General features: G+C 73.7%; 12 protein-coding genes. 6 read left to right on the top strand and 6 right to left on the bottom strand.

The window, feature by feature from the left end:
- Positions 1–408: 408 nt before the first annotated feature.
- Positions 409–2958, bottom strand: coding sequence for an aminopeptidase N (gene pepN, locus BMW62_RS20650; protein WP_091935174.1), 2550 nt, complete (start codon positions 2956–2958; stop codon positions 409–411).
- Positions 2959–3096: 138 nt separating this feature from the next.
- Between pepN and BMW62_RS20655 the strand changes: the two genes are divergently transcribed.
- Both BMW62_RS20655 and BMW62_RS20660 read left to right on the top strand, forming a co-directional pair.
- Positions 3097–3762 carry a mycothiol-dependent nitroreductase Rv2466c family protein gene (locus BMW62_RS20655; RefSeq protein WP_091935176.1) on the top strand — a complete coding sequence of 222 codons (666 nt, stop codon included), beginning with the start codon at positions 3097–3099 and terminating at the stop codon, positions 3760–3762.
- Between the two features lie 31 nt (positions 3763–3793).
- Positions 3794–4555: an SDR family oxidoreductase gene (locus BMW62_RS20660; RefSeq protein WP_091935179.1), complete on the top strand. Its 762-nt coding sequence runs from the start codon at positions 3794–3796 to the stop codon at positions 4553–4555.
- On the opposite strand, the gene BMW62_RS20665 is transcribed toward BMW62_RS20660, so the two are convergent.
- Both BMW62_RS20665 and BMW62_RS20670 read right to left on the bottom strand, forming a co-directional pair.
- The gene (locus BMW62_RS20665; protein ID WP_170852497.1) at positions 4468–5103 is read right to left on the bottom strand and encodes a P-loop nucleotide/nucleoside kinase family protein; all 636 of its coding nucleotides are present in this window, start codon (positions 5101–5103) and stop codon (positions 4468–4470) included. The genes BMW62_RS20660 and BMW62_RS20665 overlap by 88 nt on opposite strands.
- Before the next feature lie 137 nt (positions 5104–5240).
- Positions 5241–5906 (bottom strand): DUF429 domain-containing protein, encoded by a 666-nt coding sequence (locus BMW62_RS20670; protein WP_091935183.1) that lies wholly within the window; start codon positions 5904–5906, stop codon positions 5241–5243.
- Between the two features lie 26 nt (positions 5907–5932).
- Here BMW62_RS20670 and BMW62_RS20675 point away from each other — a divergent pair, with 26 nt between their 5' ends.
- Both BMW62_RS20675 and argG read left to right on the top strand, forming a co-directional pair.
- Complete coding sequence (locus tag BMW62_RS20675) at positions 5933–6424, top strand: ribose-5-phosphate isomerase (RefSeq protein WP_091935186.1); 492 nt, start codon at positions 5933–5935, stop codon at positions 6422–6424.
- Between the two features lie 91 nt (positions 6425–6515).
- Entirely contained in the window at positions 6516–7967 is a 1452-nt protein-coding gene (gene argG / locus BMW62_RS20680; protein ID WP_091935189.1) for an argininosuccinate synthase, read from the top strand.
- Positions 7968–8157: 190 nt separating this feature from the next.
- On the opposite strand, the gene BMW62_RS20685 is transcribed toward argG, so the two are convergent.
- From BMW62_RS20685 to BMW62_RS20695, 3 genes are all read right to left on the bottom strand, one after another.
- Positions 8158–9399, bottom strand: coding sequence for a GNAT family N-acetyltransferase (locus tag BMW62_RS20685; protein ID WP_091935192.1), 1242 nt, complete (start codon positions 9397–9399; stop codon positions 8158–8160).
- Positions 9400–9464: 65 nt separating this feature from the next.
- On the bottom strand, positions 9465–10109 hold the full coding sequence (locus BMW62_RS20690; RefSeq protein WP_091935195.1) for a response regulator: 645 nt from the start codon (positions 10107–10109) through the stop codon (positions 9465–9467).
- The gene (locus BMW62_RS20695) at positions 10100–11416 is read right to left on the bottom strand and encodes a sensor histidine kinase (protein ID WP_091935197.1); all 1317 of its coding nucleotides are present in this window, start codon (positions 11414–11416) and stop codon (positions 10100–10102) included. The genes BMW62_RS20690 and BMW62_RS20695 overlap by 10 nt, the downstream gene beginning before the upstream one ends.
- 232 nt (positions 11417–11648) lie before the next feature.
- On the opposite strand from BMW62_RS20695, the gene BMW62_RS22850 reads away from it, so the two are divergent.
- The gene (locus BMW62_RS22850) at positions 11649–13379 is read left to right on the top strand and encodes a hypothetical protein (protein ID WP_244524194.1); all 1731 of its coding nucleotides are present in this window, start codon (positions 11649–11651) and stop codon (positions 13377–13379) included.
- Between the two features lie 97 nt (positions 13380–13476).
- Positions 13477–15261 (top strand): bifunctional metallophosphatase/5'-nucleotidase, encoded by a 1785-nt coding sequence (locus BMW62_RS20705; RefSeq protein ID WP_091935202.1) that lies wholly within the window; start codon positions 13477–13479, stop codon positions 15259–15261.
- Positions 15262–15395 lie beyond the last annotated feature (134 nt).

Raw genomic sequence — 15395 nt, forward strand, 5'->3', positions numbered from 1 at the left:
GCGGCCGCGGTGTGGGTGTCGCAATGGGTGTCCACGCCACCGGTCACCTGGACCTGGTCCGGGGCAGTCTCTGGTGCGATGGTGGTCATCGCCGTCCTCCTCGCTCGCAACCGACAGGGCGGCACGCACCGCCGGGCGAGCGGACAAGACAGTGATGGGTGCCTGCTGGCACAGGCTCCTATGAGGTCACACCGCCAGGCTTGGTGAGTGCAGCGGGCCCCGCAGCGACCGAACCGACAGATCCGGATAAAGACCCGAGGTCAGTCACCTGAAGGGTCAGGAACGGTTGCTGCGGGGCCCGCCTACATCCTCACTGTCACCTGATCAACAGCGGAGGCGGCAGACGACGAGGGCGCCGCACCCCCTCGGGAGTGCGGCGCCCTGGTCGCCTGCTCTGCGGTGGTCCGGCTACTCGGCGGCGGCGTCCCGCTCCCGCGCACGCAGTGCACGGGCGATGCCGTCCCGTCCTTCGAAGACCAGCCGGCGCAGTGCGGGCGGCTGCTCGGCGTCGGAGAGCCAGGCATCGGCGGCCGCGATCGTGCGCGGCTCCACCACCGGCGGGAAGAGGTACTGCACGGCGTTCTTGGCGATCTCGCCCGGCCGGCGGTCCCAGAGCGGGCGGACGTCGGCGAAGTAGCGGTCGACGTAGCCGGCGGTCAGCTCCCGCTGGGCCGGGTGCCAGAAACCCTGCAGCACCGCCTCGTGCACGGCGTTCGGGAGGGACTCGTCGGTGAAGGCCCGCTGCCAGGTCTCCTCCTTCGACTCCGCCGTCGGCCGCAGGGCCCGTGCCGTGGCCGCCCGCCGGATACCCGTCGCGGTGGCATCGCGCTCGGCCTCCGCGTCGATCTCGGCGTCGCCGGCCGCGCCGATGGCGACCAGCCCGTGCAGGAACGCCCACCGCGCGTCGGCGTCGACGACCAGGCCCTCGGGGGTGCGCGAGCCGTCGAGCAGCCCGCGCAGCGCCGCCGCGTGCTCCTCGGTGCGCGCAGCGCTGGCCAGCGTGCGGGACCACAGCAGCTGCTCGTCGCTCCCGGCGGGGGCGGCCTGGAGCGCGGCGAGCGCGTGGTCGGCCAGCTGCGCCCACCCGGTCGGCGCCCACGCCGGGTCGGCGAAGGAGGAGAGCGCGCTCTGGACCCGGGCCAGCAGCGACTGGACGACGCTGCTCTCCGTCTCGGCGCCGATCCCGGCCAGCACCAGCTGCACCCACTCGCGGGCCGGCAGCTCGGCATCGCGGGTCATGTCCCAGGCCGCCGACCAGCACAGCGCGCGCGGCAGCGAGTCCGGCAGCGCACCGATCCGCGAGCGCAGCGTGGCCAGCGACTTCTCGTCGAGCCGGATCTTGGCGTAGGTGAGGTCGTCGTCGTTGACCAGCACCAGGTCCGCGGCCGGGTGGCCGACCAGCTCGGGTACCTCGGTGCGGGCGCCGGCCACGTCGAGCTCCACCCGGTGGCTGCGCGTCAGCCCGTCGGGGCCCTCGCTGTAGAGGCCGACGGCCAGCCGGTGGTTGCGCAGCACCGGGTGCTCGGCCACGGCGGTCTGCTCGATGGCGAAGCTCGTGTAGCGGCCGTCGTCGCTGAGCTCGAAGACCGGCCGCAGGGTGTTGACCTGGCTGGTGCGCAGCCACTGGTCGGCCCACTCCGAGAGGTCGCGGCCGGAGCTCTCCGACAGCGGGCCCAGCAGGTCGGCCAGGGTGGTGTTGCCGTACTCGTGCCGGCGGAAGTAGCGCTGGACGCCGGCGAGGAACTCCTCGCGCCCCACGTAGGCCACCAGCTGCTTGAGCACCGAGGCGCCCTTGGCGTAGGTGATGCCGTCGAAGTTGACCTCGACCGCGGCGACGTCGGCGATGTCCGCGGCGATCGGGTGGGTCGAGGGGAGCTGGTCCTGCGCGTAGGCCCAGGCCTTCTCGGTGTTGGCGAAGGTCGTCCACGCCGTCGTGTACTCGGTCGCCTCGGCCTGGCACAGGGTGCTGATGTAGGTGGCGAAGGACTCGTTGAGCCACAGGTCGTCCCACCAGCGCATGGTCACGAGGTCGCCGAACCACATGTGCCCGAGCTCGTGCAGGATCGTCTCCGCGCGGCGCTCGTAGCGGGCGCGGCTGACCTTCGAGCGGAAGACGTAGTCCTCCAGGAAGGTCACCGCGCCGGCGTTCTCCATGGCGCCGGCGTTGAACTCCGGGACGAAGAGCTGGTCGTACTTGTCGAACGGGTACGGGTAGTCGAACACCCGGTGGTAGAAGTCGAAGCCCTGCTTGGTGACGCGGAACAGCTCGTCCGGGTCCAGGTGCTTGGCCAGCGAGGCCCGGCAGTACAGCCCGAGCGGGATGCCCTCGTGCAGGTCGGTGACCTTGGCGTACGGCCCGGCGATCAGCGCCACCAGGTAGGTCGAGATGCGCTTGGTGGGCGCGAAGTGGACCAGCTGCGATCCGCCCTCGCCGGCCTCGATGGTGCGGTCGCCGGTGTTGGAGACGACCTGCCAGTCGAAGGGCGCCGTCACGTGCACCGTGAACGCGGCCTTGAGGTCGGGTTGGTCGAAGCAGGTGAACATCCGCTTCGCGTCGGCCGGCTCGAACTGGGTGTAGAGGTAGACCTGCTCGTCCTCGGGGTCGACGAAGCGGTGCAGGCCCTCGCCGGTGTTCGAGTAGCGGCAGTCCGCCGTCACCACCAGCGTGTTCTGCTCGGCGAGGCCGGGCAGCGGCAGCCCGCCGTCCTCGGTGTAGGAGCTGACGTCGAGCTCGGTGCCGTTCAGCGTCGCCGAGCGCACCGTCTCGGCGACCAGGTCGATGAAGGTGTCCGCGCCCGGGCGGCGGCAGGTGAACTCGACGGTCGTCGTCGACCGGAAGGTGCGCTCGCCTGGGTGCCCGGCGCCGTCGGTGACGTCGAGGGAGATGTCGTAGCTCCGGACGGCCAGGAGCTCGGCGCGGGCGGCGGCGTCGGTGCGGGTCAGGTTGGGTACGGCCACGCCCGAGAGCTTGTCATGCGGGGACGACGCGTCGCCCGTCGTCCACCGGCCGGGGAACAACGACCTGCCTGCGGGACTTGCCTGACCGCAGACGGCACGGGCACTCGGCGACCCGGGCCACCGGAGCGAGGAGCAAGGATGACCGAGGCAGTGCAGAGCGCGCCGACGAAGGCCCGCGTCGACTTCTGGTTCGACCCGCTGTGCCCGTGGGCCTGGCTCACCAGCCGCTGGGTGCTCGAGGCGGCGAAGGTGCGCGACATCGACCTGCACTGGCACGTCATGTCGCTCGCGGTGCTCAACCGTGGCCGCGACCTGCCCGAGGACTACGCCGAGATGATGGCGAAGGCGTGGGGCCCGGTGCGGGTGGCGATCGCCGCGGCGCAGCAGCACGGCGACGAGGTGCTCGGCGACCTGTACACCGCGATGGGCACGCTGCGGCACCACGAGGGCGTCGAGCTCGAGGGCCTCGTCGTCCCGGCGCTGGAGCGGGTCGGGCTGCCGGCGTCGCTGGCCGAGGCCGCCGGCTCCACCGAGTACGACGTCGTGCTGGAGAAGAGTCACCACGAGGGCATGGACGCGGTCGGCGAGGACGTCGGCACGCCCGTCATGCACATCGACGGCGTGGCGTTCTTCGGTCCGGTCATCAGCAAGGTGCCCACCGGCGAGGACGCCGGCAAGGCCTTCGACGGCGCCGTGCTGCTGGCCAACCTGCCCGACTTCTGGGAGCTCAAGCGCACCCGGACCTCGGACCCGGACATGAGCTCCGTCCCGGCCGACGCCCTGGAGCTCGCCCGTACCCGCTGATCGCCGGCGCGGGGTGCGGCATCCTGTCGGGGTGCCGCACCCCACCCGCCAGCGCATCTTCATCTCCGGCGCGAGCTCCGGCCTCGGCGAGGGCATGGCCCGCCGGTTCGCCGCGATGGGCCGCGACCTCGCCCTGTGCGCCCGCCGGGTCGACCGGCTCGAGGCGCTGCAGGCCGAGCTGCGGGCCGCACACCCCGGCATCCGCGTCGAGGTCGCCGCGATGGACGTCGACGACCCGGAGTCGGTGGCCGCCGCCTTCGCCGACCTCGCGGAGCGGCTGGGCGGGTTCGACCGCGTCGTCGTCAACGCCGGCATCGGCGCGGGGAGGTCCGTGGGCGCCGGCGGGGCGGCCGGCAACCGCGCCGTCCTGCACACCAACGTGCTCGGCTCGCATGCCCAGTGCGAGGCGGCGATGGAGCTGTTCCGCCGCCAGGGCATGGGCCATCTGGTGCTGATCTCCTCGGTCGCCTCGGTGCGGGGCATGCCGGGCAGCCGCACCGCCTACGGGGCCAGCAAGGCGGCGCTGAACTCGCTGGCCGAGGGCATCCGCTCGGACGTGTACGGCTCGCGGATCGTCGTCTCCACGATCCTGCCCGGCTACATCGCGACCGACATCAACGTCGGCCGGCGGGGCCCGCTCACGGTGGACCTGGACAAGGGCGTCGGTGCGCTGGTCGACGTCATCGAGCGCGAGCCGGTGCGCGGCTACGTGCCGGAGTTCCCGTGGCGCCCGGTCGCCGCGCTGCTGCGCGTGCTGCCACTGTCGGTCGTCCGCCGGGTCACCGGGTCGTGAGCGTCACCGGCTGACCGCATCGGGCGGCCGGGGAGCCACCGGCCGGGGAGCCGGTCCACGACCTCGATCACCACCTCGTCGACCGGTCGCCCCGCGTCCACCCGGAGGCACGTCCCGTCGACCCACGGCGCGTACGCCGCCGCTCGTGCGGTCACCTCGTCCCACGAGGGCTCCGGCACGTGCGCCAACGTCCGCTGCCGGCCGTGGAGCCGCCGACGGTGCTCGGCCTTGTCGTCCAGCGTCAGCAGGACGAAGGCGAGGTCGGCTCCCGCGGCGGCTGACGCAGCCCGCCACGTGTCGCGAGCCGGCTCGGTGTCGTTCACCGCGTCCACCACGACAGGTCGTCCGAGCACGAGGTTCTGCTCGGCCACGGCCCTCGCTGCTCCGTACGCCGCGACCCCCGTCTCCCAGGAACGCGGAAGGCCTGCGCCCAGGAGCGCGTCCTCGATAGGGTCGATCGACACGTGGACGGCCCCCGATCGGGCGGCGAGTGCGGCGGCGACCGCGGACTTCCCGGTGCCGGGCAGCCCGGAGACGACGACGAGCACCCGCTCACCGTGACAGGCGCCGGGCGGCGTGCACCAGCCGGCACGGCGCTCCGGGCGCGTCGTCGTCGGTGCGTCCGCTTCCGGAGATGGGCCTGTTCCGGCCCCCGGTTCGCCGTGCCCACCGGGGTGCTGACGTGTCACCAGCTGATCCGCATGGGGCGGCCACGGGCGTCGCGCCGGTCGTCGCCCACGGAGGACGCGGTGCCTGCGGCGAGGCGTTGTGCGGACCAGGCCGCGGCGCAGGCGTCCAGCGCGTCGACCATCGGCACGCGGGCCGGCGCGTCGAGTAGCGCCCGTTCGACATCCATGACGCCGCACAGCGCTTCGAGCCGCTGCATCGTGCCGCGGGCGGTGATCTTGGGATCGGCCACTCGCAGATCCAGGCGTCGGAAGGACAGTTCCGGGTGCACCTCGACGACCCGTGCATCAGGCGGTTCGCCGAGCGCGTCGTCGAGTTGCCGGATCGAGGGCAGCAGGTTCCACGCCTGCTTCGAGAGCGCCTTCCCGGACGCCGCGATCGAGATCCGGCATGCGTCGGGGTAGTCGACGGCGCCGAGCACCGGACGCAGGGGAGCCGGGAACACCGAGCTTCCGGCGCGGCGAAGGCGCCCTCGGGCTTGGACGTCGCAGGCGCGGACTCCGTCGTCCGAGAGCCCGATCGGCATGTCGACGGCCACCACGTCGACGTCGGGGACGGCGAGCACGGCATCGACGTCGTCCAGCGCCAGCAGGGTCACCGACCGGCCCTCCAGCAGCGCCCCGACCCACCGCCCGCGCCAGCCGTCGACCCCCAGCACCGCCACGGCGCGAGCCTGTCAGACTCCCGGGCATGCGCGTCTTCATCGGCACCGACCACGCAGGCCTGGAGTTCAAGGAGCACCTCGAGCGGGCGCTGGCCGAGGCCGGTCACGAGCCGGTCGACTGCGGCGCGTTCGAGTACGACGCCCAGGACGACTACCCGCCGTTCTGCTTCGAGGTGGGGGAGCGGACGGTCGCCGAGCCGGGCACCCTCGGCGTCGTCATCGGCGGCTCGGGCAACGGCGAGCAGATGGCCGCGAACAAGGTGCCCGGGGTCCGCGCCGCGCTGGTGTGGAACACCGCGACCGCGCAGCTGGCCCGCGAGCACAACGACGCCAACGTGGTCGCCATCGGCGCGCGGCAGCACAGCGACGAGGAAGCCACGGCCCTCGTGCTGGAGTTCCTCGGCACCTCGTTCAGCGGCGACGAGCGCCACGTCCGCCGGATCGGGCTGATCAGCGACTACGAGCGCGACCGGCACCGTCCCGCGGGCGGGCTGCCCACCCGGTCCCAGCACCCCTGACCCACCGGAGGCGGTGCTGGACCCGCCGCCCGCAGAGGCGTGTGCAGACCCGCCTACGCATGATCATGCATGGGCGTGCATAATCCTTCCCGTGTCCAAGGTGCTCACCTCCCTGCCCGTCGGCGAACGCGTCGGCATCGCCTTCTCCGGTGGTCTCGACACCTCCGTAGCGGTCGCGTGGATGCGCGACAAGGGCGCGGTGCCCTGCACCTACACGGCCGACATCGGCCAGTACGACGAGCCGGACATCGCCTCGGTCCCGGGCCGGGCCACCGCCTACGGCGCGGAGATCGCCCGGCTGGTCGACGGCAAGGCCGCCCTGGTCGAGGAGGGCCTCGCCGCGCTGACCTGCGGCGCCTTCCACATCCGCTCCGGCGGCCGCAGCTACTTCAACACCACCCCGCTGGGGCGCGCGGTCACCGGCACCCTGCTGGTGCGGGCGATGCTCGAGGACGACGTCCAGATCTGGGGCGACGGCTCGACCTTCAAGGGCAACGACATCGAGCGGTTCTACCGGTACGGCCTGCTGGCCAACCCCGCGCTGCGGATCTACAAGCCGTGGCTGGACGCCGACTTCGTCACCGAGCTCGGCGGCCGCACGGAGATGTCGGAGTGGCTGGTCGCCCACGGCCTGCCGTACCGGGACAGCGCCGAGAAGGCCTACTCCACCGACGCCAACATCTGGGGGGCCACGCACGAGGCCAAGACCCTCGAGCACCTGGACACCGGCATCGAGACCGTCGAGCCGATCATGGGTGTGCGGTTCTGGGACCCGGCGGTCGAGATCGCCACCGAGGACGTCACCATCGGCTTCGCCGAGGGGCGGCCGGTGATGATCGACGGCGAGGAGTTCGGCTCCGCCGTCGACCTGGTGCTGGCGGCCAATGCGATCGGCGGGCGGCACGGCCTGGGCATGTCCGACCAGATCGAGAACCGGATCATCGAGGCCAAGAGCCGCGGCATCTACGAGGCGCCGGGCATGGCGCTGCTGCACATCGCCTACGAGCGGCTGGTCAACGCCATCCACAACGAGGACACCCTGGCGACCTACCACTCCGAGGGCCGGCGGCTGGGCCGGCTCATGTACGAGGGGCGCTGGCTGGACCCCCAGGCGCTCATGCTGCGGGAGTCGCTGCAGCGCTGGGTCGGGATGGCCGTCACCGGTGAGGTCACCCTGCGGCTGCGTCGCGGCGAGGACTACTCGGTCCTCGACACCGCGGGCCCGGCGTTCAGCTACCACCCGGACAAGCTCTCGATGGAGCGCACCCAGGACTCGGCGTTCGGCCCGGTCGACCGCATCGGCCAGCTGACCATGCGCAACCTCGACATCGCCGACTCGCGGGCCAAGCTCGAGCAGTACGCGCGGCTGGGCATGGTCGGGGGCGCGCCGACGCACGCGGCCATCGGCGCGGCCCAGGCGGCGGCGACCGGCCTGATCGACGTCACCGAGGAGGGGGGCGCCGAGACGATCGCCTCCCGCGGTCAGGTCCCGGCCGACGAGGAGCTGCTGGACCGGGCGGCGATGGAGGCCGGCACCGACTGAGCCCCGGGCGGCGATGGAGGCCGGCACCGACTGAGCCCCGGGCGGTGGCCCCCGGTCGGACATCTCCTCCCTCGAGATGTCCTTCCGGGGGCCACCGCTCCGACGCCCGTCCGGCGGCCCGCCATCCCCACCGCTCGCCGGCTCGCCGCCCGCCCTGTCCCGCGCCGCCCTCCCCGCCGTCGCGCCGCCCTCAGAAGCTGTCGGGGCACCAGGGGGTGACCGGCCAGCTGAACGCCGTCGACGCCAGCGTGACCGCCCCGGGGCTCACCTCGGTCACCCGCCCGGCGGCCTGCAGCGCGGCCAGCGGGACGCCGCCCAGGTAGGCCGCCGAGAGCTCCTCGATGCCCAGCACGATGTCGGGGTCGCGGTCGGTGCGCCCGCAGTAGCCGCCGGCCGGGTGCCCGGAGAGCCGCCAGCGCCCGTCGTTCCACGGGCAGAACGGATCGCGCACCTCCAGCACGAGGTCGATCGGGGCCGGGTAGCGGCGGGCGGCGAGGGCGCGGTCGACGTCGACCAGCCGCACCCACAGCCCGTCGACCGGCGTGCTGTGCAGCGCCCGCGCGTCGGTGACCAGCCAGCGCAGCGGGTCCTCCGGTGAGGCAGCCGCGTACCTCAGGGTTCGCACCAGGTCGACCGACAGCAGCACCTGCCACAGCGCGGCGTAGGCCGGGGTGCCGCTCGCCCGCACCTCCTCGACGGTCAGCGTGCCGTCGGGCTCGCCGGTGTCGCTCCACGCGCCCTTCACCCGGTAGGCGGCGTACCCGGTGACCGTGCCGTCGGCCTCCCGGTGCAGCAGGTACCGCCGCGCCGACGCGCCTTCCCGGCCGGAGGGGTCGTCGCGCATGTGGCGGTCCCACCAGCGGTCGTCGCGCACCATGTTGCCGGGCACCCAGCGGTGCACCGCCGCGTGCACGGCCACTGCGGCCGGGCGGTACTCCTCGGCGGTCACCTGCTCGACCCGGCCGGTGCCCAGGTCGACGTCGGGCCGCAGCCGCAACCGTTCCGTGCGGCCGGAGAACCGGGCCTCCCGGGTCGCCGGCGCGTAGCCGAAGCGGCCGTAGATCGGGTACTCGGCCGCCCACAGCCCGGCCACCGGCTCGCGCTGCTGCTCGTGCAGCTCGGTCAGCTGGCGGCGCATGATCGCCGTCAGCACGCCGCGCCGGCGGTGCGTGGGTGCCACGGTGACCCAGGTGATGCCGGCGCACGGCACCAGCGCCCCGGGGACGGCGAGAGTGCGGCTGTAGATGCCGGCGGTGGCGACGACGCGGTCGCCCTCCCACATCGACAGCGACCGGTCCAGCTCCGCCACCGACGACGGCCGCTCGGCGAAGGACGCCGGCGCCTCCTCCGCGAAGACGTCGTGCATGGCGTGGGCGAAGGCCGGCCACTCGTCGAGGGTCACCGGGCGCAGTCGGGCGTCGACATCGATCACGTCGACGTGTCTACCGGTCGGGTCCGACGCTCCGCCAACGAGTTCGGCGGCTCACGGGTCCGTCGTCAGCTGCGCAGGTAGGCCAGCGTCGCCAGCACCCGGCGGTGCTGGTCCTCGTCCTGGCCGAGCCCGAGCTTGGCGAAGATGTGCTGGGTGTGCTTCTCCACCGCTCCCGGTGTCACCACCAGCGCCCGGGCGATCGCGGTGTTCGAGCGGCCCTCGGCGATCAGCCCGAGCACCTCGCGCTCCCGCGGGGTGAGCCGGCGCACGGGGTCGTCGGCCCGGCGGCGCGCGAACAGCTGGGCCACCACCTGCGGGTCGAGCACCGTCCCACCGCCCCGGACGTCCTCCAGTGCGGTGAGGAACGTGTCGACGTCGGCCACCCGGTCCTTGAGCAGGTAGCCCACGCCGCCGGCGCCGTCAGCCAGCAACTCGTCGGCGTAGGCGACCTCCACGTACTGGGAGAGCACGAGGACGGCGGTGCCGGGCGCCGCGGCCCGGGCCTCGACCGCGGCCCGCAGGCCCTCGTCGGTGTGCGTCGGGGGCATGCGGACGTCGACGACGGCGACGTCGGGCCGGTGCTCGGTGACCGCCCGCACCAGGGAGGGCCCGTCGGCGACCGCGGCCACCACCTCGGCGTCGGCCTCCTCGAGCAGCCGCACCAGCCCCTCGCGCAGGAGCACCGAGTCCTCGGCGAGCACTACGCGCACGGCAGGTCCCCGGTCAGCCGGGTCGGCCCGCCGCGGGGGCTGTCGACGACGAGCACGCCGTCGACGGCCTGCAAGCGGTCGGCCAGCCCGGCCAGGCCGTGCCCGGGCGCTGCCACCGCGCCGCCGGAGCCGTCGTCCTCGACGTCCACGCGCAGCCGGGTGCCGGTGCAGGTGACCTCGACCCGGCACGCCGTCGCGCCGCTGTGCTTGGCCACGTTGGCCAGCGCCTCGCTGACGACGAAGTAGGCGGTGTTCTCGGTGACCGGCGCGAGCCGCTCGGTCGGCAGGTCGACGGCGAGGTCCACCGGCACGGGGGAGCGGGCGGCGAGCGCGGCCAGCGCGGCGGCGAGACCGCGGTCGGCGAGCACCGGCGGGGCGATGCCGCGGGACAGCGCGCGCAGCTCCTCCAGCGTCTCCCGGGCGAGGCCGGCGGCCTCGCCGAGGGTCTCCCGGGCGGCGTCCGGATCGCGGTCGAGCTGCCGCTGGGCGCGGGCGAGGTCCATGCCCAGGCGGACCAGCCGCTGCTGCGGCCCGTCGTGGATGTCGCGCTCCAGCCGGCGCAGCGCCACCGCCTCGGCGGCGACCGCCGCGTCCCGGCCACCCGCCAGCCGGCCGATCTCGGCCTGCGTCGCCGCCCGGGAGGTGAGCAGCACCCGGCCGAAGCCCGCCTGCAGCAGCGCGACCGCCCGGACGACGACGGGGAGCAGCAGGGCGAAGACCAGACCGATCAGCGCGTACAGCGCGATCCGCCGGAAGGCGGTGCTCTCGAAGCCGAGCAGCTCGAGCAGGTCGGTGTTGCCCGGATCGCGGGAGGCGTCGGGCAGCGCCCAGTCCCACAGCCCGTAGGTGAGGCCGCCGAGGGCGACCGCCCAGGACGTGACGGTGACCGTGAACGACAGGATCACGAACGGCAGCCGGAGCACGGCGTGCAGCGCGTCGAGCCAGCTCTGCGGGTCGCGCAGCGGCGTGATCAGGCGGCGCACCGGCCGCCCCTCGGCCCGGCGGTACACCGGCCGCGGGACGGCCTCGCCGAGGACCGCGGGCAGCCACGCCCGCTCGGCGGTGGCGAAGCCGCGGGCGGCCAGCAGGGTGGCGGCCAGCACCGCCACCCCCACCCAGACGACCAGGAGCCCGGTGCCCACCGCCAGTCCGGTGACGACGACGACGAACGCCGCCACCCCGGCGGGGAACCCGGCCAGCGCGTAGCCGGTGTCGACGGCGAGCTGGCGGAACCGGCCCTGGCGGTGGTCGACGGGAAGCGGTGCCGGCCCGGTGGTCGTGGGTAGCACGGCGGTGTCGGTGATCATGCCGTCGAGCCTGGCCGGGACGGGGCTCGGGACCCATCCCGCTGGCTGGCGGACCGGGGTTCGGGCCGGCCCGACCGTGCGTCGTCGATCATCTCGCGCCGGATCGTTCCGTCCGGCGGCCGCCGGTGTCCAGTACCCCGGCCGGTTGCCTTCCCCGGCTAGGGTCGGTAGCCGCTGGCCACGCCGACCTCGTCGTGCCCCCGCAGGACGGGCGTGCCCCGGTGGACGGAGGATGCCCGTGCGTGCTCGTGCGCTGCCGATCGCCCTGACCGCCGCGCTGCTCACCGGGGCCTGCACCAGCTCCCCGGACGAGGGCTCGGACCCCGAGGAGCAGGCGGCGCAGATCGTCACCGCCGCCCCGGGCGAGCGGCTGACCCTCGTCGCGGACGAGGACCCGGTCGCCATGGCCGCGAGCGCCAGCCGCACCTTCTTCGACGAGGCGGGCGTGGTCGTGCTCGTGGCGGAGGACGACCCGGCGGGCACGCTCCTCGGCGCTTCCGCCGCCGTCGCGCTCGGCGTCCCGCTGCTGGTGGGGGCCGACGGCTCCGGGGTGGACGAGCCGGTCCTGGCCGAGCTGGAGCGGCTGGGCACCACGACAGTGCTGGCCGTCGGCGACGCGGCCCCCGCGCCCGCCGGCGCGTCGTCGTCGTCCGCGGCGTCGTCGTCCGCGGCATCGTCCTCCCCGGCGGGGACCGATGCCGAGGTCATCGGGGTGCCCGCCGACCCGGCCGCCGTGGCGGCCGTGCTGGACCAGGAGCTCGCCGAGGCGGACCCGGTCGCCGAGGGCGGCGAGGTCGCCGCCGTGGCCGCGCTGGACCCGGCGGAGCCGGCTGCGCTCCGTCCGGAGGGTGGCGGCGCTGCGGAATCCTCGACGGAGGCCGGAGAAGCGGACGCCGAGGGCTCGCTGCCCGAGATCGAGGCCGCCGAGCCGCTCGAGGGCACGCTGGTGATGACCACCGGGACCCCGGACGCGCTGGCCGCCGCGGCCACCGCGCGCGCGGCCGGCGCCCGGGTGCTGGTCACCGGCGGCACCACCGACCCGCGGGCCTCGGAGGAGCTGATCACCACCCTCGCCGAGGACGACGCCGAGCACGTGGTCGCGCTGGGTGCCGGCTTCGGCGCGGAAGAGGGGCTGGACTGGAAGCTCGCGACGGCGGCCACCGGAACCCAGCTGCCCGGCGGCGGTCAGCTCCTCTTCCCGGGCCGGATGATGGTGGCGCTCTACGGCCACCCGGAGACCGGCGCGCTCGGCGTGCTGGGTGAGCAGCCGGTCGAGGCGGCCATCCAGCGGGCCCGCGAGCACGCCGCCGCCTACGAGCCGCTGGTCGACACGGCCGTCGTCCCGACCTTCGAGATCATCGCGACCGTCGCGTCCGCGTCCGCGGGGTCCGACGGCAACTACTCCGCCGAGGGCGACGTGGAGATGCTGCGGCCGTGGGTCGAGGCGGCCGGGGCCGCCGGGCTCTACGTCATCCTCGACCTGCAGCCGGGCCGCACCGACTTCGTCACCCAGGCGGAGCTGTACCGGCCGCTGCTGGAACTGCCCTACGTCGGGCTGGCGCTGGACCCCGAGTGGCGGCTGGGCCCGAACGAGGTGCACCTCGTCCAGATCGGCTCGGTGGAGATCGAGGAGGTCAACCGGGTGGTCACCTGGCTGGCCGACCTCACGCGGGAGAACGAGCTGCCGCAGAAGCTGCTGGTGCTGCACCAGTTCCGGGTCGACATGCTCCCGGGCCTGGAGCGGCTGGACACCTCCCGGGACGAGCTGGCGATCATGGTCCACGCCGACGGCCAGGGCGGTCAGGGCGCCAAGCAGTCCACCTGGCAGGTGCTGCACCGGAACGCCCCGGAGGGGCTGTTCTGGGGCTGGAAGAACTTCTACGACGAGGACATCCCGATGCTGACCCCGGGGCAGACGATCGAGCAGGTCGACCCCCTGCCGGAGCTGGTCACCTACCAGTAAGGCGCTCGTCACCCGCGCCCGCGCACCGGTCGTTACGGTCGATCCGGATCCCCCTGCGCACCGTCACGGGGACCGATCGATCGAGAGGAACGACCGGATGAGACGGCGGACCACGCTGTCCGTGGCGGCCGCGGCGGCGGCGCTGACCATGGCGCCCCTGAGCCCGGCTGCTGCTGCACCGCACGCGGCGGACGACCTGACGCTGACCATGCTGGCCACCACCGACCTGCACGGCCGCGTGCAGAACTGGGACTACTTCGCCGACCGGACCTACTCGGAGCGGTCCGGCTTCGAGACCGGCCTGGCGAAGGTGGCCACCGTCGTCGACTCGGTCCGCGCGGAGCGGGGCGAGGAGAGCGTCCTCGTGGTGGACAACGGCGACTTCCTGCAGGGCACGCCGCTGAGCTACTACTACGCCAAGCAGGAGCCGGTCACCGAGACCCGCGTCGAGCACCCGATGGCGGCGGCGTACGACGCCATCGGCTACGACGCGCAGGTCGTCGGCAACCACGAGTTCAACTACGGGCTGGACCTGCTGCGGGCCTACGAGAAGGACGTCGACCACCCGGTGCTCGGCGCCAACGTGCTGCGCGGGGGCTCCGAGCGGCCGTACCTGCGGCCGTACACGATCGAGACGATGCGCGTGCCCGACCACAAGCCGGTCAAGGTCGGGATCATCGGCCTGACCACCCCCGGCTCGGCGATCTGGGACAAGGGCAACGTCGAGGGCCGCGTGACCTTCCAGGACATGGTCGACGCGGCGGAGAAGTGGGTGCCGGTCGTCGACCGCAAGGCCGACGTCGTCGTCGTCCTGTCGCACGCCGGCGTCGGCGGGACGTCGTCGTACGGCCCCGAGGTGCCGACCGAGAACCCGTCGGACGTCATCGCCCGCACGGTGCCCGGCATCGACGCGATGGTGGTGGGCCACACGCACCGGAACGCCCCGTCGCAGGTCGTCACCAACGAGGTCACCGGTGAGGACGTGCTGCTCACCCAGCCCTACCGCTGGGGCGCCACCGTCTCGCAGGTCGACATCGACCTGCAGCAGGTCCGCGGGAAGTGGGACGTCGTCGGCACCTCCGCCACGGCGCTGAGCACCGCGGGCGTCGAGGAGTCGGAGGAGGTGCTGGACGCCACGGGCGAGGCGCACGCGACCACCGTCGCGTACGTCAACCAGGTGGTGGCGCAGTCGGCGGAGGAGCTCTCGGCGGTCACCAGCCGGTACGAGGACACCGCGATCCTGGACTTCATCCAGGACGTGCAGACCGACACCGTGGCCGCCGCCCTGGAGGGCACGGACCGGGCCGACCTGCCGGTGCTCTCGATCGCGGCGCCGTTCAGCCGGGAGGCGGTGTTCCCCGCCGGTGACGTCACCATCCGCGACATCGCCGGGCTCTACATCTACGACAACACCCTCGAGGCCGTGGAACTGACCGGGGCCCAGCTGAGGGAGTACCTGGAGTTCTCCGCCCGGTACTTCCAGCAGGTGACGGGGACCGGGGCGGTCGACGTCGAGACCCTCACCAACGCCCCGACGGCCGAGGCCCCGAACGGGACGCCGGACTACAACTTCGACATCCTGTCCGGCGTCGAGTACGCCATCGACGTGGCGCAGCCGGTGGGCTCGCGGATCGTCGACCTCTCGTACGAGGGGCAGCCGGTGGCCGACGACGACCGGTTCGTCGTGGCGGTGAACAACTACCGGCGCAGCGGCGGTGGCGGCTTCCCGCACATCGACACCGCGCCGGTGGTCTACGACGAGCAGCTGGAGATCCGGCAGCTGCTCATCGAGCGGGCCCAGGCGGTCGGCGTGATCGACCCGGCGGAGTTCCTCGTCGGGAACTGGCAGCTGGTGCGCAACGGCGAGCCGCTGCTCCCGTGACGCACTGACACCGACCCGCCCGACCGGGTGGGAACGGTGGGGAGCCCCCGGAGCCACGGCGCTCGGGGGGCTCCCGTTCTGTCGGTGGCCTGTGGTGTGCTGACCGGCACATCGATCCCGAGGGGTGGACTCCT

Source organism: Blastococcus sp. DSM 46786 (assembly GCF_900109665.1).
Lineage (GTDB): Bacteria > Actinomycetota > Actinomycetes > Mycobacteriales > Geodermatophilaceae > Blastococcus > Blastococcus carthaginiensis.